The following is an 18057-nucleotide window of genomic DNA, read 5'->3' as shown; positions in this document are numbered from 1 at the left end:
ATAACCTTTAATTTCCTGACAATTTTACAAGCAGTGAGGAGTTTTTTTATGCCGACCACAAAGAAAAGTACTGACGATATAAAAACAGCCGCCAAAGCGGCGGCACCGAAAAAGACAGCTTCCCGCGCGCCTAAGAAGGCCAAAGCGGTTGAACCTCCCGTCGAGGAACTGAGCCCCGAAGTGGTAGAGGCCATCAATGTCATCAAAACGCCGCCCCCCAAAGCGGTGAAACAGCATGAGCGCATCTTTGCGCTGGACATCGGCACCCGCAGCGTTATCGGCATCGTAGCCGAGGAAGGCGACGATGAAAACCTCCACGTTATTGCGACCGACCGGTTGGAACACAAGACCCGTGCCATGCTGGACGGCCAGATTCACGATGTGCCCCAGGTAGCCGCCATCGTGGAAAAGGTCAAAAATTCCCTGATTGAAAAGACGGGCCCGATAAAGACCGCTGCTGTAGCTGCCGCCGGCCGTGCCCTCTACACCATGACCGCCGAGGCGGAGATGGAAGTAAACGGCCTGATTACCGCCGAACAACAGCGCAACCTCGACTTTGCAGGCGTGCAGGCCGCACAGGCCGCTTTGGCGGAAAGTCACACGGTGGACGACCCCAGCCGCTATTACTGCGTGGGCTACAGCACCATCCGCTATGTTTTGGACGATATACAACTCAAGATGTTGATTGGCCAGCGGGGCAAAAAAGCCAAAGCCGTCGTCATTGCCACCTTCCTGCCGCGGCAGGTTATCGACTCCATGCAGAGCGCCCTTCATGCGACCAATTTGGAAATGCGCGCCCTGACCTTGGAGCCAATTGCCGCCATCAATGTGCTGATTCCGCCCACCATGCGCCATCTGAATCTGGTGCTCGTGGATATCGGCGCCGGCACATCCGACGTGGCCATCACCAAGAACGGCTCCGTCATTGCCTACGGCATGGTGCCGCTGGCCGGTGATGAAGTGACGGAAGCCATCAGCCAGCGCTTCCTGCTGGACTTCAATATTGCCGAGCGCATCAAACGGCAGGCCTCCAGCGGCGAAGATGTGAAATTCACCGATATTCTGGGCACGGAATACACCTTGACCGCCAAGGAAATTCTGGAGCCTGTGATGCCCAATATCGAAAACCTGGCCAACGCCATTGCCAAGCAGATTTTCGAGCTCAATGGTGACACGCCGCAGGCCGTCATGCTGGTAGGCGGCGGCTCCCAGACGCCGGGCCTGGCCAAGTTCGTGGCCGATGCCCTGGGCATGCCGGAAAACCGCGTCGCCGTGCGCAAACCTGACATGGTGGACGGCATTGTGGACATTCCCGAAGAACTTCACTATCCCGATGCCGTGACCCCGCTGGGCATTCTCAAAATCGCCTCCCTCAACACCCTGCACTTCCTCTCCGTCTATGTCAACGATGAGGAATACAGCCTGTTCAACTTCCGGGAGCTCACCGTATCCGATGCCCTCTTAAATGCCGGCATCAATCTGCGCAAGTATAACGGACATCCCGGCCTGGGCCTGATGGTCAATATCGGCACCGAGAAAAAATTCTTCCCGGGCACGTTGGGCACCTTTGCCAAAATCATGCTGGGTGAGGAAGAAGCCAGCTTAGATACCGTCATCCGCGACGGCGCCCGCATCACGGTCATCCCCGGCGAAAACGGCACTACGCCCACGGTCCGCCTCGGCGATTTGGTCACGGCCGGACAGGAATACACCATCTATATCAACGGCCGCGAAAAACACATCCGCCAACGGGTCACGGTCAACGGCAAAGAAGCCGAAGCTGACCAGCTGCTGGCAGACGGTGATGTAATCGAAAGCCGGGAATTCAAAAGCCTTGGCGAAGCCCTGCTGGCTGCAGGCTATCCCCCCACAGGACGCAAGATTCACTATAAGCTCAACGGCAAGGATACCCTCTACAGCTGCACGCCGGAAATTCTGCTGAACGATGCCCCGGCCAGCATTTCCATGCCCATCCATGAAGGCGACCATGTGGAATACATCGCCGACGAAGACCCGAAGCTCGGCGAGATTTTGAACATCAAGAACACCGATACCAGCGTGATGATTTATTACGAAGATAAGGAATTTGCCATCCCCTCTGCCAATGTGGAGCTGATGGTCAATGGCCGTACCGCCAGCCCCGGCACCATCATTGATGATGGCTGTGAAGTCACCTATCATACCAGCGAGCGCCTGACCACAACCGTCAGCGATGCCCTGCTCGCGGTAAACTTCCAGCCCCCCGCTGCCACCAGCCGGGTGAACTTCACCATTCTCGTCAACGGCCAGCCCGTAGACTTCACCGACCCGGTGAAAAACGGAGACACGCTGGAAGTAAAACTCACCAGCCGGGATGTGCCCATCACGCCATCTCTGTCCGCTGCGCCTCTGAGCGCAAGTTCTGCCATGCCCGCCGCAGAGGCACCAGCTGCTCCCGCAGACTCCCTGCCAAACATCCCCGGCCTCTCTGCCGTCAACGCAGCCGGTGCTACGCCTATGCACCACGCCGAGCCCAGCAAACACATTCCGGGACTTGCCGAAGCCATCGGACAAAGTACAGGAACACCCCCAGCAGAAAAACCCATCCGCAAATCCATTGCCGACTTTATTCGGCGGGACTAATTAGCAAAGCCGCCCCCTTATCGGGGCGGCTTTTAGTGCTAAAGTCCCAATTTGTGCTTGCAACAGTTGTTACTACTTGTTATAATGATATAAAGTTTACGGAAAAATTATAACAAAAGGAGTTTCTTATGGCTATACCGTATGCGGTCGTTCCCAGCCATTTCAATCCCGCCGTATACGAAGCTTTAGACGCTGCAAACGATGTTATCTTCTTTCAATGGGATTTGACCGACGACACATTTCAACTCCGGGCGTCAGACGCAGCTCATCGCTATGACCTGCCTGACCATTTTCCCCGGGCCTCCACGCGGTTAGCGCTGGAAGGCATTGTTCACCCGGACGATGCCAGCATATTAGAATACTATCTGCACCGCCTCTATCATTCACGACCTGCCAGCCGCAGGCACAACCATCTGACAGCTCGCTTGCGCCTGCGCAGCACCAAAAAGCCGCTTTGGCTTTGGTCGGAAGTCCATCTGGTTACCTATTACCAGGGACAGCGTCCTGCCATGGCCTTTGGCAACATCCGCAACATTCAGGCAGAAAAACTTTGGCAGGAGCGCGTCTGCCGCCGTGCCAACACAGACGATTTGACGGGGCTTTTGAGCAAAGGCGCCGTCAAAACGCAAATCCGGGCTGCTCTGCGGCGCATGTGTCCCAAGAAGGACACGGCCACGCTGCTGATTGTTGATGCCGATGATTTCAAAGCGATAAATGACACCTTCGGGCATCTATTTGGGGATAAAGTGCTTCACGAAGTGGGTCAGGCCATCCGCCGCAACTTCCGTCAAAGTGACATCAAGGGTCGTATTGGCGGCGATGAATTCATTATCCTTCTGCCGGGTATGGGATGCACCGATATTCTTGCCCGTCATTGTCACGGTCTCTGCCGCCGGCTCACACGAGTTTTTCATGCCGATGGCAAGCATCAGTCCTTTTCCATCAGCATTGGTGCAGCCCAATATCCGGCGCACGGACAAAGTTACAAGGAACTCTTTGCCCATGCCGACCAGGCCCTCTATAAAGCCAAGGGACAGGGCAAGGGTCAGTATGTCCTCTATCAGCCTGACATGTCAGAACAGGCTGTTGATGACAAGAAACCTATGACGGAACCCATTGCCTTGGATCCTTCCATGCCGCAGGACCAGGAACAAAACGTCGCTTTGCTGGAAGCACGTATCGAACAGCTGCAGGATACCATCAACGGTATGCGCCAGATGATGCTGGCTCTGCTGCAGGTTAAGCGGTGAACATTTTCTCTCACAGGCAAAACAATACGCCCCGACTGGAATAATTGGGGAAATTTCCAGTCGGGGCGCTATTTTTATTGCGAACTGGGGAAGCTCGCCGACAGCACTGACCAATGGGGATTAGGGATGGAACAGTGCCGCAGAACATCATGTAAAATATTATACGACATATAAGTCTTTGTTATACTGTAATATTTTACAAAAATATTAGGAGCTGATTGTAAAAATATACATTCAGCTCCTTTTTTCTAATCTCACATCTTACTGGGGAAATAGCGGATAGGGCAAAACACTGGCGTAAAACAGCTGATGGCCTAAGAGTTCACCGACTATAACCAGCAGCAGCGACAAAAGCAGATTATGTTCTCCAGCCGTCGCAGCCTGACGATGGAGCATAACGGCCGGAATGAGCTGCCCCACGGCGCAGCGTACTGCCAGCCAGCCCATGGACATATTGAGATTCGCCCCCTGGGTAATGGGATAAAATACCGTGACCAAGAGTTCCAGCAGTAATAACAGCTCGGCCATTTGCAGTGCAGGCTTACAGACATGCCCTTCTGCTTTAACCGCAATGAATGCCGTCAACAGCGGGCCTGCTACCAAAGCCGTCAGGAAGAAGAACATCATGGGATAAGCCGTATTCCAGGCAGGTCTTGCCGGCAAGGTATAGACCATCGCTGTGGCAATAATGCCCAGGATGCCGGCCACAGAACCGCAGAATCCCAGACAGCGCCGCACTTTCTGCAACTGAGGCAACGCATAGAGGAACGCCAGCCCCAAGAAGGCCCCCATCAGGAAAATCTCCCGGCTCAGCCACGAATGCGCCAGTCCCAGCAGGGCCCGCGGGCCGCCCAGCGGGTCACCCAAATGGGTGGAGGCACCCGCCATAGCCAGTGCCATCAGCACCACTACGATTTTAGAGGTCAAAGAAATCGTCTTTTCCCCGATATGGTTGCTGCGTCCCAAAAGATACATGGTCACATAAGCGCCCACAGCCATCTGGGATAAGGTGGTGAAAATCACCAAGGGCAGTTCGCTAAAGTCCATCATCATTCAGCCCTCCAATCCTGTTTCTGTTCCAACGGCAGTACAAACCGCGTGGCAGGTTTTGTCATATTCACAGGCGGCAGGCCCGGCAGATTATCTGCATACTGGGCATTTTCCGGGTCGTTTAAGTCAATCACCCGAATGGCCCCCATCGGACAGCTGGCTACGCAGACCGGTTCTTCTCCTTTGGCCAGCCTATCAGCACACATTTCGCATTTCGTCACCTTGCCCAGATTCTTGTCATAGCAAGGCACATTATAGGGGCAGGCCATGGTGCAGAGCTTGCAACCAATGCAGCGGTCATTATCGTGACGCACCAGACCATGCTGGTCTTTACTGTAAGCGCCGGCAGGGCAGGCTCTCAGACAGGCCGGGTCATCACAGTGATTGCAGGCCAGGGACACGCCCACCCGCAGCGGTTGGGGCAAATCCTTTTCCTGCATATAGTAAACCTTGCGCCAGTGTACGGAAGCCTCCTGCTGATAGTAGTTCTTGCAGGCATTTTCACAGGCATTGCAGCCAATGCAGAGGCTGGTGTCCACCAAAAAGGCATATCTTTTTCCCATTCTTCTCACTCCTTTCAGGCTTTCGCCAGCGCTACAAAATTATCATGGAAGGCAATGCCCGGTGCTCCTGTGGCTTTTTTGCCCATATCGGCTGGCAGGGATTTTAAGGTGTTGTTGACGTTGAAATCCTTGTCATTGAGCCACATTTCATAAACCACCAGCGTATCAGGGGCCGTAACCTTCGTGAGTTTTGCCTTGAGGGTAATCGCGCCCTGCTCATTATAGATTTTCACCATATCGCCGTTCTGCACATGATAGCGCGCTGCCGTTTCCGGGTGCATCTCCACCACTGGCTCGCTGTGAATATCCATCATCCAATCCAGATTCTGGAACTGGCCGTTGATGCTGAGCTTCCAATGCGGTGACATGAGGCGCAACGGATATTTCTCCGGCGTCTTCATCTCTTCCGTCCAGACCGGCAGCAGTTCATGGCCTTCGCTGACCGCCGTTTCCGAAGCAAATTCGTATTTGCCCGAAGGTGTCTTGAACTTGCCATCCTGCCAGCCAATCAGCCCCGTAACCGCCTTGCGGGGGCCTTTTTTGAGTTCATCCCAGCTTGTAAGGCCGAACTGCTTCAAAAAGTCCGGGGTAAATTCTGCGGCTACCCAATCTTCTAGTTTGCCCTCTGTTGGGAATGTGCAGCTGCCCGGCTCCAGTTCATTTAGCTTCTTGGACAGCCCCATGGCAATTTCCAAGTCGCTCTTGGCTTCATACTGGGGTTCGATGGCCGGTTCATTGAGGGCACACCAGTAGTGCCAATAGGACACATTGAGGCCCCAGGTTTCAAAGGGCGTGGTCACCGGCAGGACGATATCACTCATCCGCACGGTGGGATTCATAAAGAGGTCTGCCGTCACAATCAAATCGAGCTTGTCATAAGCCTCTTTGAGTTTCTGGGGTTCTGCCGCCTGGGTCAGCGGACTGCGACAGGCAATCCAGAGCATCTTGATGGGAGGGTCATTGGCGTCGAGGATTTCCTGGGCCGAATTGTTGATGTTGATAATCCTGTCCTTTGTCGTGGTAGTGCCCGCCGGAGCCTTCATGCCCATGACGTTGTACTTGACGCCCCAGGTCTGCAGCTGGGCATACTGAGCACCACCGCCGCTCTTACCGATATTGCCTGTCATAGCCGCCAAAGCGTCAATGCTGCGGACATTCTGCCCGCCATTGGTATGGCGCTGCATGCCGTAGCCAATCCAGATGCTAGCCGGTTTAGCCGTGCCGTATTCGCGAGCCAACTGCTCGATGATTTCCTTCTTGACGCCGGTCTTTTCTGCGGCCCAATCCAAGGTAATCTTTTCCCGCACATACTGGAAGAATTCCTCATAGCCCTTGGCGTTAGCGGCCAGCCAGCCGTAATCAACCATATTATTGTCCAGCAGGTATTTGGCGATACCCAAAGCCAAAGCACCGTCAGTGCTGGGCTTAATCTGGATAAACCAGTCTGCCTTGGAAGCCGTCTGCGTCAAAATGGGGTCAATGACCACAATCTTACAGCCCCGCTTTTTGGCCTCCATAACAAGGTGCATGGAGTGAACGGAACACCAGGAGGGATTTGCCCCCCAGATAATCAGGTACTTGCTGTTGACCATATCCTCCGGGTCATTATTCCAAATCGTGCCGAAGTCAAAGGTCTGGGCGTCAATCCCCGCCGGCCAGCAAGGCGTACCCGTAGCCCGAGTGGTATGGCCGATACTGGACATCATGCCTTCCACGCAGTAGTTCAGCAGATTGAAGTTACCGGAGTATTTATCGAGACAGATGGGCAGGGTATTACCGTATTCCTTCTTGATAGCCAGAATCTTCTTGGCGATGATGTCAAAGGCATCCGGCCAGCTGATGCGCTCCCATCTGCCACCGCCCCGTTTTGACTGCCGCATGGGGTACTTGATGCGGTCAGGACTATAGACACTGCGGGTATAGGAAAAACCCTTCGCGCAGAGCCGCCCGCGGGTATAGGTATTGGCCTTGTCACCCTCCACGCGCTTCAATACACCGTCTTCCACCGTGGAAAGTATGGAACAGGTATCGTAACAGTTACGCGGGCAGGCGCTATGCACTATCTTGCTCTCCCCCTTGGCTTTGGCCGCCTGAAAGGGCGAGCCCGAAAGGTCCAGAGCTGTTCCCAGCCCCAAGGCCGCTCCTGCCGCCAGACTCCCCTTGATAAACGTGCGACGGCTAAACTCTTTCGTGTCAAACTTCATGGCTTACAGCCTCCTTTTCCCACCGCATAAAATGATATATGGCACCGGCCACTTCCCGGCAATACGTAGAAGAACAGCCCTTATCCACTGCCCGCAGATGCGCAAAGACCCAGAGCAGCAGATGCTCCTGCAAAAACCGCCGATACGCGTCCGCCGCCTGCCGCGCCAGTGCCTCGCCCTGATAACGGCACACCGCTTCCAGCAAACAGCTCAAAAAATAAAACTCAAACTGCGCATGGTCATCGGGGATTTTATTCTGCGCGATAAGTTCCAGCCCAGCCTCCCCATAAGCCGCCCGCACCGCCATGGTTTCTTCCTGCATGGGCAAATGCTCCTCATTGCGGTAATAGGACTCCAAGGGCGGTGCCAATAGCTTCTGTGGCCCCACAAACAGCCGGTTAAAATCATACCGGCCCTCATCATCCACCGGCGGCACCAACGGGCTGATACCCAGCAAAGCGCCAATCCGCACAGCCGCTTCCTGCCCCGCCGACAAATCCCCGGCATAAAACTTCGCCAAAAGCCGGTATATAGCCGCCTTCTGCCGCCACTTCCTCACATCTTCCATAATGTCACCGCCTATATAGCCTAAAACAATATCCTCATTAAAAATTATTATAATACAGATAATACTGATTTATTCTGTAACTTTCGCCAAGGATTCAAACTTATCTTGTAAAAAAATACAACCGCAATTGACAGCAAATAAAATGACGGCATTAAGCGGGGACTGTGCAGGGGTGACAGCAGCGTAAGCCGTTGGACGTTAAGAAAACATTTTTTGCAAACCAAAAAGCAGGCTAAAAAATCAACTGTCTGAGCACAGCGAGTTTTGATTTTTTAGTCTGCTTAATAAAATGCAAAAAATATTTTTAGTCCAACGGATTAGCGGATGTCACCCCTGCACAGTCCCCGCGCCTTTTGCTGAAAACATGTTACATACTATGCCGCACAATCCGCAGCGCCTGACAGGCCACATAGAACCGCACCCGCACATCCGCCTGATTCAGCTCCACGCCCAGCACCGTTTCAATCTTCTTCAAGCGATTGCGCAGGGTATTGGCATGAATAAAGAGCCGTTCTGCCGCCAGCGGCATGGATTCATTTTCCTGAAAGTAAATTTCCAGCGTCTTTAGAAGTTCCGTGCCGTTGGCATCATCATACTCCATCAGCACTCCGAGTGCCTCCTGGGCAAAGTCGTCCAATTCCTCCATGCGGATATGCGACAACAATTTCAAGACGCCCAATTCATCATAACAGGTAATGCCGTTCTCCGGCTGACGGAAGCGCCCCAAACTAAGCGCCTGCCGTGCCTCCTGAAAACTGCGGCAGATTTCTGACACAGAGTAATGCAAGCGGCCAATCCCCACGGAAAACGGCGGAATCGTGGGGAAGGCCTCTTTGATACTGGCCATGGCATCGGTCATAATCTCGGCCAGTTCACTCTGATTGCGTGGCGGCGTGCGGTCATCTTCAAAGAGAATCACCAGCTGCATCCGCAAGAGCATCAAAACCGGCTGCACAAAGCGAACCGATAGCACCCGCGTCCATTCCTTATCCAGCTCCGCCAAGAGTTGCTCCTGCCGATTTCCCTGCAAGGGGCGGTCAAATTCCACCACCACCACATGATGCGGTTTGTCCAGCCGCATATTCCAATTTTTTCCTAAGTTAATAACCTCTTCGGAAGAAGCAAAATTGTGATAGAGAATATCGTAAAGAAACTGCTCCCTGTGCCTGCGCACCATGGCATTAAGCTCGCCCTCATGCCAGAGCAGGAAGGTCAGCTGCAGGCTGAGTTCCAAGAACAGGCACCAGACCGGTTCCGACATGCTTTCCTGGGGACAATCCGCCACCAGCCAGCCCCAAGGCTGCTTATTCTGCTCCAACGGCAAAACCGTCAAGCCCGCAAAGGTCTTTAACTCATTTTTCTGCAGAGCCTGCCGCTTGCGGCGCAGCAAAGAAAGATTTTCCGCCCGAAACTTCGGCGTCGTGCCCCGCAGTTCCCCCAAATTATCCAGCAAGACCATTTCCAGCCCAGTGTAACGCTGCACCACCATCAGCTTGCCAGTGATATCTTCCGCCTGCCAAAGTTCTTCCTTATCTTTTTCCATCTCTATCCTCCCGCCAAAAGCACTTCGGCTGCTTAGCCTTGATAAATTTCAACGAAGGCTGGGTGTAACGCACCAAGGGATAATCCTGCGAGTTCATATATTGCCCATCCATTACACAGAGCCGCAAGGCCTCCACCGGGCAGGCCTCCACACATTGCGGCTGCTTTCCCTCGGCCAGCCGCTCCCGGCACATATCACACTTGCCCACTTTCCCCGTATGGGGCAAAATTCTGGGGGCATGGAAAGGACAGGCGCCTACACAACGGCCACAGCCAATGCACTTGGCGCTGTTATGCAGGACAATGCCATTGCGGCGCTTCTCATAACAGCCAGCAGGACATACCCGCATACATTCCGGTGATGTGCAGTGATTGCAGGACATGGACAAAAACCCCTGCTCCCGCCTGTCACCCGCCCATTCATCTACATGGCGGAAGGCCCGCGGCAAATCCGGATGCTTGTGCTGACATGCCTTTTCACAAGCCCGGCAGCCCACACACCGAGATAAATCCACCTGAAAGCCCAACTGCTGCGGCTCCATAATAATCCCCCTTCGCAATATCCTTCCCTATATGATACCACAAAGGCACAGCTTGCACCTGTAAAATTTGCAAAAATGACCGCCAAATATACCTTCCCTAATGAAGCTGCCCATGCTATGATAGAAAAAAACTTTCCCAGGAGGTCAACAATGATTAAGATACTTTTCGTTTGCCACGGCAATATTTGCCGCTCCACAATGTGCGAGTTTGTCATGAAAGAATTGGTTCGTCAGGCGGGTAAGGAGCAGGAAATCCTCGTGGAATCAAAAGCCTGCCGCACGGATGAAATCGGCAGTGACACCCATCCTGGCACCAAGCGTGCCCTGCAGGCTCACGGCATTCCCTTTTCCAAACGAAAAGCCCGCCAGATTCAGCGGGCTGATTATGATGCTTTTGACTATATTATCGCCATGGATGAAGAAAACATGCGCGACCTCCATCGCCTGACCGGCGGCGATCCGCAAGGAAAATGCCATCTGCTCCTGACCTTTGCCGGCGAAGAACGGGAAGTTGCGGACCCATGGTACACCGGCAACTTCGAAGTAACTTATCAGGATGCCGATAAAGGCTGCCGCGCATTGCTGAAACAGCTTACAAGCGGCGGGCCGCAATGACTTCACGCATCTTCTGCAGATTGGCATGGTACTGCTCTGGCATTTTCATAGCCAGACAGGTATAAAGGATATCGCCGATAGCCATATGCACCAGCCGTGAAGCCGCTGCTTCCGAACGGTAATGGACCTCTCGCCCCATGCCCACCAGCGCAATATCGGCATTGCGGGCCAGTTCCGACTGTGCATAGCTCGTGATCGCAATGATTTTCACCCCATTTTGGCGGGCTATGCGCAAGGATTCCAAAATATCCTTGTTCGCGCCCGTATGGGAAACGGCAATCACCACGTCGCGGGCATCCAGTAACGCGGCTGAAGTCACCTGCATATGCACATCATCGAAAGCCTGTACGGCCATGCCAAAACGCAAAAGGCGCGTTTCCATGTCCTGACAGACCGTGGCTGAATTACCAAAACCATAAATGGCTACCCGGCGGGCTGACTGTAAAAGATCCACCGCTGCTGCAATCAGGGAAAAATCCAAAATCTTCAATGTATCTTGCAGACCATCTGTGATATTACGGAAAATCTTACCCGCCACAGCGGCCTCATCATCCGTCTTATTAATGTCCTGATAGGACTGTTCACCTGCCGCCGACAGTTCCGTGGCCAATGCAATCTTCAATCCCTGCAGACCGCTGAATCCCAACTTCTTACAAAAGCGGGAAATCGTAATTTCCGAGTTGGCGGTGTTTTTGGCAATTTCCGCCACAGTCTGCCCCATAATCTCATCCTTATGGCCGGTTATATAATCGGCTATTTTTTTTTCCGATTTTGTCAAATCCTCATAAGCACTGCGTAAAATCGGTAAAACCAGATCCTTCATATTGGTTCCTCTTTTCTAACATCCTTCAGGGATATTATACATGATTTTTCCCTATGTAAAAAGCCTTCCAAATGAAACGGAAGGCTTTTTGTATAATGTCAGATTATCGCTTCGAGAACCAGGACCCCGGCCAGCCCCATCACGGAGATAATTGTCTCCAGCACGCACCAGGTACGCACGGTCTGCTTGACCGTCAAGCCGAAGAATTCCTTAAAGAGCCAGAACCCTGGGTCATTCGGGGGACTGAAAATCAGGCTGCCAGCACCTGTAGCCAGCACCATAAGTTCGGGATTCACACCGGTCACGGCCACCACCGGTGCGGCGATGCCCCCTGCAGTCAGGGCAGCTACCGTTGCACTGCCGCAAGCCGTACGAATTACTGCTGCCACCGTCCACGCCAGCAACAGGGGAGATAACTGCGACTTGGCGGCAATCTCACCGATATAATTGCCTACGCCACTGTCGATAAGAATCTGTTTCAGCGCACCACCGCCGCCCACAATCAAGAGAATCATGGCAATGGTCAGTACAGCACTTTCACATATTTTCATGATTTCAGGAATGGACTTGCCCTGCCGCAGGCCAAAGGTGTAAATAGCCGTAGCCACTGCAATGGTCAGCGCCATATCCGGCGTTCCTAAAAAGGTCAGCCACTGATAAATGGCCGAAGCGGGAGCCAATGTCAGCTTGGCGATAGCCGAAGCTGCCATCAATACCACGGGAACCATAGCTGTGAACACCGAAAGGCCAAAGCCCGGCATTTCATTATCAGCAAATACTTTGCTGCTCTGCATGCCCTCAGGCACTTCCGGCTGAATATGCTTCGTGGTATTGGCAAAGACCGGGCCAGCCACGATGGCCGTAGGGATGGCAATGATGGCACCATAGAGCAGTGTCAAACCAATGTCGGCATTGTAAATGATGGAAATGGCCGTAGGACCGGGATGTGGGGGTAAAAAGCCGTGGGTTACGGACAAAGCTGCTGCCATCGGAATGCCCACTTCCAGCAAGGGAATTTTCGCTGCCGTGGCAATGGTAAAGACCAGAGGAATCAGCAACACAAAGCCGATTTCATAGAACAACGCTATGCCGACAATGAAACCGGTCAAAGCTACAGCCCATTTTACCCAACGGCGGCCAAACACATCAATCAGCGTGGTGGCAATGCGCTGGGCACCGCCGCTTTCTGCCATGAGCTTGCCCAGCATGGCGCCGAAAGAAACAACAATAGCCAAGCCCCCCAAGGTTCCCCCCAGACCTTTTTCAATCACGGGGATAATCTGGCCCTCGGGCAGTCCCTCGGCATACCCGACCAGACCAGCAACCAGCAGCAAGGCCAAAAAACTGTTAAGCCTTACCTTCACAATCAGGAAAAACAAAAAGAGAATACCAACTGCCAAAATAATAAGCGGCATAATCATAGACCTCCCTTGTCAAAATTGAATGCGAATTTTAGAAATTTTTCTGCCATTCATGGTGGAACGAGCCTTCTTTATCGATACGCTTAAAGGTGTGTGCTCCAAAATAATCCCGCTGTGCCTGAATCAAATTAGCCCCTAACGGCGTACCGCGCAGGGCATCCATGTATTCCACCGCACAAGCCAGTGCCGGCACCGGAATCCCCAGCTGTACAGCATGGGCCACCGTCTGACGCAGAGCCGCGAGATTTTCATTGACCTTGCCTGCGAAGAACGTATCCTGCAACAGATTATCCAGCTGCGGATTAGCGGTAAAGGCTGCGGTGATTCGATTCAGGAAGTCTGCCTGAATGATACAGCCTGCCCGGAAAATCGCGGCAATCTGCCCCAAATCCAACTGCCAGCCATAATGCACATCTGCGGAACGGTAAAGAGCAAACCCCTGTGCATAAGCGGCAATCTTGCCCAAGTACAGACTCTGCCGCACCATTTCCACAAAATCACCATCTAGCTTAGTCTCCGCACAGGCAGGCTGAATGATTCTGCCCAATTCCTGCCGCTCCGATAACAGATTAGACATCACCCGCGCATTGCAGGCCGCCGTAATCAGAGAAGTATTCACCCCCTGCCGCAAAGCCTCGATACTGGTCCAGCGGCCTGTACCTTTCTGCCCGGCGCTATCCACAATCTTATCCAGCAATTGTCCGCCTGACTCATCATCTTCAGCAAAGATATCTGCCGTAATACCAATCAGGAAACTTCTGAGTTCTCCCTGATTCCACTGATGAAAGATTTCGGCAATCTGCCTGTTGCGATACCCCCCAGCATATTTCAATAGCAGATAAGCTTCGGCAATCAACTGCATATCCGCGTATTCAATGCCGTTATGCACCATCTTCACATAATGCCCGGCTCCATCCGGACCGATATAACTGCAGCAGGGCTGACCATCTACCTTAGCCGCTACAGCCTCATAGACCGGCCGTACAAATTCATAAGCTTCCTTATCTCCCCCTGGCATGATGCACGGCCCCTTGCGAGCGCCATTTTCCCCGCCGGAAATTCCCACCCCGAAATAATGGATACCGGCCTGTTGGAGCTTTGCTTGTCGCCGCCGGGTATCCCCAAAGTAAGAATTCCCCCCATCGAGAATAATATCCCCCGGCTCCAAAAGTGGCGTGAGCTGCTCAATCATGGAATCCACCGGTTCCCCTGCCATAATCAACAACATAATGCGGCGAGGTTTCTGCAGGGAATCCACAAACTCCTGCAGATTGAAAAACCCATGCATATGCTTATGTGGATGCTCCCGCAACACTTTTTCTGTCAAATCTGGCGTGTAATTGTAACAGGCTACGTCAAAGCCATGGTCAGCCATATTGAGGGCCAGATTACTGCCCATCACGGCCATCCCCACCATGCCGATATCCATTTTCTTTTCCATTATCCTGCCTCCTTATGCCTGCGCCTGTTGGAACGCTGCGATAGCCGCAAGTTCCGGCTGCAATTTCCAATACAACTGGTCATAAATCCGATAAAGTTCCTGATAAACTTTTACATCATCCTTATCCGGACGAATAATCCGCTTGGGTTTGACCAAATCTCTGGTCGCGCCGATACCCGCCAGTTCCTGGCTGGCAATAAAGCCCAGCACCGCCGCCCCAAAAGCTGCACCTTCACTGTTGTCGGGCAAAATCAGTTCTTCATTGAGAACATTGGCCAGAATCTGCAGCCAAAGTTCTGACTTTGTGAAACTGCCGCTAACCCGAATATCCTTGATTTCCCCAAAATCCCGCAAGGCCAGCATTACCGCGTTCATGCTGTAAGCAATCCCCTCCATGCAGGCACGAATCATATGGGAACGGCTGTGATTCAGGGACAGTCCAAAAAACATCCCCCGAAGTTCTGAATTCCAATAAGGCGCGCGTTCTCCGGTAAAGCTTGGCAGCATGATGAGGCCTTCCGCTCCAGCCGCCACATGCGCTGCCTTCATGGTCATGAGGTCATAACCATCCACATCGAGATTTTCCAGATGATGAGGCGTATAGTGACAAACCTTGTCCCGCACCCAACGCAGAATCATACCGCCATTATTGATAGCTCCACCGGCTACCCACATATCGTCCACGAGATTATAACACCATGTACGCATCTTCTTATCCGTCAGCGGTTTTTCCGTCAGCATCCGCAGAGCGCCACTGGTGCCGATTGTCGCACTGAGCTGCCCCGGCTGTACGGCCCCAATGCCCACATTGACCAGCACACCGTCCGTCGCGCCGATAACCACCGGCAGGCCTGCAGGCAATCCCATAGCTTGAGCTGCACCATCCTGCAATTTCTCCATATGTGTCGTAGATACAACTGGCGGCAGCTGTGCCTTTTTTAGCCCTGCATAGTCGAGTATTTCATCATCCCAATCCATCTTCACTTCGTTGTATAAACCACTGGTACTGGCTGCCGAATGATCAATGAGCCATTTACCTGTCAGCCCGTAGAAGATATAATCCTTCAACGAACCCACATAGCGCATCTGCCTAAACAAATCCGGATGATTCTTGCGCAGCCAAAGCACTTTAGCCAGCGGATAAGAGGCATGGATTGGGCAGCCGGTCTTCTCATAAAAACGGTGGCATAAGTCTTCATCTGTTTTCATTTCCCGCACGATTTCCGCACTGCGGCTATCTGCCCAGGTCTGCATATCCATCAGCGGCTGATAGTTCGCGTCCAATCCGGCAAAACTATGCATGACCGTACTCAACGAAATACCTGCCAGCTGACGGCTCTTGTATCTCAAGTCAGCTGCTGCCTTGCCAACTACCTCCTGCACTGCTGAAAAAATCTGCGCCGGATTTTCCTCAGCCCAATTCGGGTGCGGCGTAAGCAACGGATAAAAGGCTTCTGCTGCCGCTACCTTTCTGCCGGTAATATCATAGGCAATAGCACGAACCCCGGTGGTTCCCACATCAATGCCAATCCAAACGGATTCCTGACGATATTGAATATTCACTATCACCACTCCTTGTATAAAATGTTATATATCTTTCATTTACAAAGTCATTATAACATGCCCTCCTGTTATTTGCAAGGATAAAAACAATATCATATATCATTTTTGTTATTTCTATATCATTGTAAGATGTAAAAAAGACTGCTTTTTGTTAGCAGCCTTTCATGACTTATACAATTACAAACGGCTTTGAAACAGTTTTTCCAACGGCTTGATAGCACCATAGAAGGCCAGAATATTCACGGCACCTTCAGCCAAAAGCCCCGGGGCTGAAGCGAGTCCTGCGGCCAGACTGTCATAGAGGACCGCCCCGAAGGCTGTGTACCCGGCCGCCATCACCAGACAGGCCAACACGAGCGCCAGCAGCGTGCGGGGAGATTTTATAAAATCCTCATTTGACATGTCAGATACGTGCAGGAACGTTTCAGCCATGGCCCATTTGATGATGAGGGTCGGCCCTATCCACAGGGGAAATCCTCCCATAAAATCCGCCAGCATGGAACCGGCACAGGCAGCCACCAAGGCTTCCCGCCGCCCTGCCAGGCAGGCCATCACAAAGATGGCCGCATCTCCCAAATGGGCATAGCCCAAAGGAATGGGAATCTTGGGCACAAACGTCAATAAGAACACCACAGCCGTCATGGCCGCCGTAAGACTAATCTCTCGCGCCGTCCAGCGGCTTTTTTCTACGTTCAAAGTATGCATAAAACTCCTCCTTCTGCTCAATATGGACACATTGTAGCACTTTTCCTCACCCAGTTCAATACTAGGTGTAATATTTTTCCGTTATATAGAAACAATTATCCATTTTTATCCTTGACTTTTCTTATATACACTTGTAACATTGTAAACATCATAGAGGAAAGGATTTGGTCTTATGTATTATCTGGAAAAACTAAGTGCTCTTATCTCCAAGTACATGGCGGTACTGGTTATCGCCATCGCAGCCATTGCCCTGATTGAACCCACGAGCTTCAAATGGGCAGCCCCGAACATCACCATGCTGCTGGGCATCGTCATGTTCGGCATGGGTATGACCTTAAAGCTTGCAGATTTCAAGCTGGTGTTCCAACGGCCTCGGGATGTATTCATCGGTGCGCTGGCCCAGTTCACCATTATGCCCCTGCTGGCTTATTTTCTGGCCACAGCTTTCGGCCTGCCGCCGGAACTGGCCGCTGGTGTAATCCTCGTCGGCACCTGCCCCGGAGGCACCTCTTCTAATGTCATGACGTACCTGGCCCGCGGGGATGTGGCGCTGTCGGTATCCATGACGATGACCACCACCGTACTGGCTCCGATTGTCACCCCGCTCCTGACCTGGTGGCTGGCAGGCGCCTGGGTGGAAATCTCCCTGGCGGCCATGATGATGTCCATTGTACAGGTGGTCATTCTCCCCATTGTTGCAGGGCTTATCATCAATTCCTTCTTTGAGGCGCAGGTACAGAAAGTCGTCAAAGTCCTGCCGCTTGTTTCCGTTATCGCCATTGTGCTGATTGTCGGCGGCGTAGTTGCCGTAAGCTCTCAGAAAATCATGGAAACAGGTCTCTTGATTATGGTGGTTGTTATGTGCCATAACCTTTTGGGCTACGGCACCGGCTTTTTGCTGGCCAAGGCCCTTCACATGGATATTGCCAAAGCCAAGGCTATCTCCATTGAAGTCGGCATGCAAAATTCCGGCTTAGCAACCAGCCTGGCCATGCTCCACTTCGGCCCTGCCGCTGCCATCCCCGGCGCCATCTTCAGCGTTTGGCACAACATCTCCGGCTCACTTGCCGCCAACTACCTGTCCAGTAAAATGAACAAGGAAGAACTGCCGGAAGTGCAGACCGCAAAATAATTGAACAAGAAAAAGC

At 52.6% G+C, this 18057-nt stretch carries 15 protein-coding genes; 4 read left to right on the top strand and 11 right to left on the bottom strand.

The genetic code is table 11. From position 1 onward, the window contains the following. Positions 1 to 48: 48 nt before the first annotated feature. Both T320_RS04735 and T320_RS04730 read left to right on the top strand, forming a co-directional pair. The gene (locus T320_RS04735) at positions 49 to 2622 is read left to right on the top strand and encodes a cell division FtsA domain-containing protein (RefSeq protein ID WP_037353480.1); all 2574 of its coding nucleotides are present in this window, start codon (positions 49 to 51) and stop codon (positions 2620 to 2622) included. Between the two features lie 128 nt (positions 2623 to 2750). Beyond that, entirely contained in the window at positions 2751 to 3872 is a 1122-nt protein-coding gene (locus tag T320_RS04730; protein ID WP_037353478.1) for a GGDEF domain-containing protein, read from the top strand. A 261-nt stretch (positions 3873 to 4133) separates the two neighbouring features. Here the strand turns inward: T320_RS04730 and T320_RS13875 are convergent, their stop codons facing one another. From T320_RS13875 to T320_RS04700, 6 genes are all read right to left on the bottom strand, one after another. After that, positions 4134 to 4925: a dimethyl sulfoxide reductase anchor subunit family protein gene (locus T320_RS13875; RefSeq protein ID WP_081824775.1), complete on the bottom strand. Its 792-nt coding sequence runs from the start codon at positions 4923 to 4925 to the stop codon at positions 4134 to 4136. After that, positions 4922 to 5485, bottom strand: coding sequence for a 4Fe-4S dicluster domain-containing protein (locus tag T320_RS04720; RefSeq protein WP_037353476.1), 564 nt, complete (start codon positions 5483 to 5485; stop codon positions 4922 to 4924). The genes T320_RS13875 and T320_RS04720 overlap by 4 nt, the downstream gene beginning before the upstream one ends. Positions 5486 to 5499: 14 nt before the next feature. Further along, complete coding sequence (locus T320_RS04715) at positions 5500 to 7689, bottom strand: molybdopterin-dependent oxidoreductase (RefSeq protein WP_037353473.1); 2190 nt, start codon at positions 7687 to 7689, stop codon at positions 5500 to 5502. Next, the gene (locus T320_RS13870; protein ID WP_051608594.1) at positions 7679 to 8257 is read right to left on the bottom strand and encodes a TorD/DmsD family molecular chaperone; all 579 of its coding nucleotides are present in this window, start codon (positions 8255 to 8257) and stop codon (positions 7679 to 7681) included. The genes T320_RS04715 and T320_RS13870 overlap by 11 nt, the downstream gene beginning before the upstream one ends. Before the next feature lie 367 nt (positions 8258 to 8624). Beyond that, positions 8625 to 9800, bottom strand: coding sequence for a PucR family transcriptional regulator (locus T320_RS04705; RefSeq protein ID WP_037353471.1), 1176 nt, complete (start codon positions 9798 to 9800; stop codon positions 8625 to 8627). Next, positions 9787 to 10341: a 4Fe-4S dicluster domain-containing protein gene (locus T320_RS04700; protein WP_037353468.1), complete on the bottom strand. Its 555-nt coding sequence runs from the start codon at positions 10339 to 10341 to the stop codon at positions 9787 to 9789. The genes T320_RS04705 and T320_RS04700 overlap by 14 nt, the downstream gene beginning before the upstream one ends. Positions 10342 to 10491: 150 nt before the next feature. Here T320_RS04700 and T320_RS04695 point away from each other — a divergent pair, with 150 nt between their 5' ends. Further along, entirely contained in the window at positions 10492 to 10956 is a 465-nt protein-coding gene (locus T320_RS04695) for a low molecular weight protein-tyrosine-phosphatase (RefSeq protein WP_037353466.1), read from the top strand. On the opposite strand, the gene T320_RS04690 is transcribed toward T320_RS04695, so the two are convergent. The 5 genes from T320_RS04690 to T320_RS04670 form a co-directional block, all read right to left on the bottom strand. Next, positions 10934 to 11779, bottom strand: a complete 846-nt coding sequence (locus T320_RS04690; RefSeq protein ID WP_037353464.1) for a MurR/RpiR family transcriptional regulator — start codon at positions 11777 to 11779, stop codon at positions 10934 to 10936. The two genes, T320_RS04695 and T320_RS04690, sit on opposite strands and share 23 nt — an antisense overlap. A gap of 98 nt (positions 11780 to 11877) precedes the next feature. Further along, complete coding sequence (locus T320_RS04685; RefSeq protein WP_037353462.1) at positions 11878 to 13194, bottom strand: gluconate:H+ symporter; 1317 nt, start codon at positions 13192 to 13194, stop codon at positions 11878 to 11880. A 37-nt stretch (positions 13195 to 13231) separates the two neighbouring features. Next, entirely contained in the window at positions 13232 to 14641 is a 1410-nt protein-coding gene (gnd, locus tag T320_RS04680) for a decarboxylating NADP(+)-dependent phosphogluconate dehydrogenase (protein ID WP_037353459.1), read from the bottom strand. Between the two features lie 12 nt (positions 14642 to 14653). Next, positions 14654 to 16204: a gluconokinase gene (locus tag T320_RS04675; RefSeq protein WP_156032744.1), complete on the bottom strand. Its 1551-nt coding sequence runs from the start codon at positions 16202 to 16204 to the stop codon at positions 14654 to 14656. Between the two features lie 177 nt (positions 16205 to 16381). Beyond that, the gene (locus T320_RS04670; RefSeq protein ID WP_037353458.1) at positions 16382 to 16909 is read right to left on the bottom strand and encodes an ECF transporter S component; all 528 of its coding nucleotides are present in this window, start codon (positions 16907 to 16909) and stop codon (positions 16382 to 16384) included. Positions 16910 to 17081: 172 nt separating this feature from the next. Between T320_RS04670 and T320_RS04665 the strand changes: the two genes are divergently transcribed. Then, positions 17082 to 18041 (top strand): bile acid:sodium symporter family protein, encoded by a 960-nt coding sequence (locus T320_RS04665; RefSeq protein WP_037353456.1) that lies wholly within the window; start codon positions 17082 to 17084, stop codon positions 18039 to 18041. The last annotated feature ends 16 nt before the right edge of the window (positions 18042 to 18057 follow it).

The sequence above is a fragment of the Selenomonas sp. FC4001 genome (assembly GCF_000701565.1).
GTDB lineage: Bacteria > Bacillota > Negativicutes > Selenomonadales > Selenomonadaceae > Selenomonas_A > Selenomonas_A ruminantium_B.
This window is presented reverse-complemented; position numbering and strand designations above follow the sequence as displayed.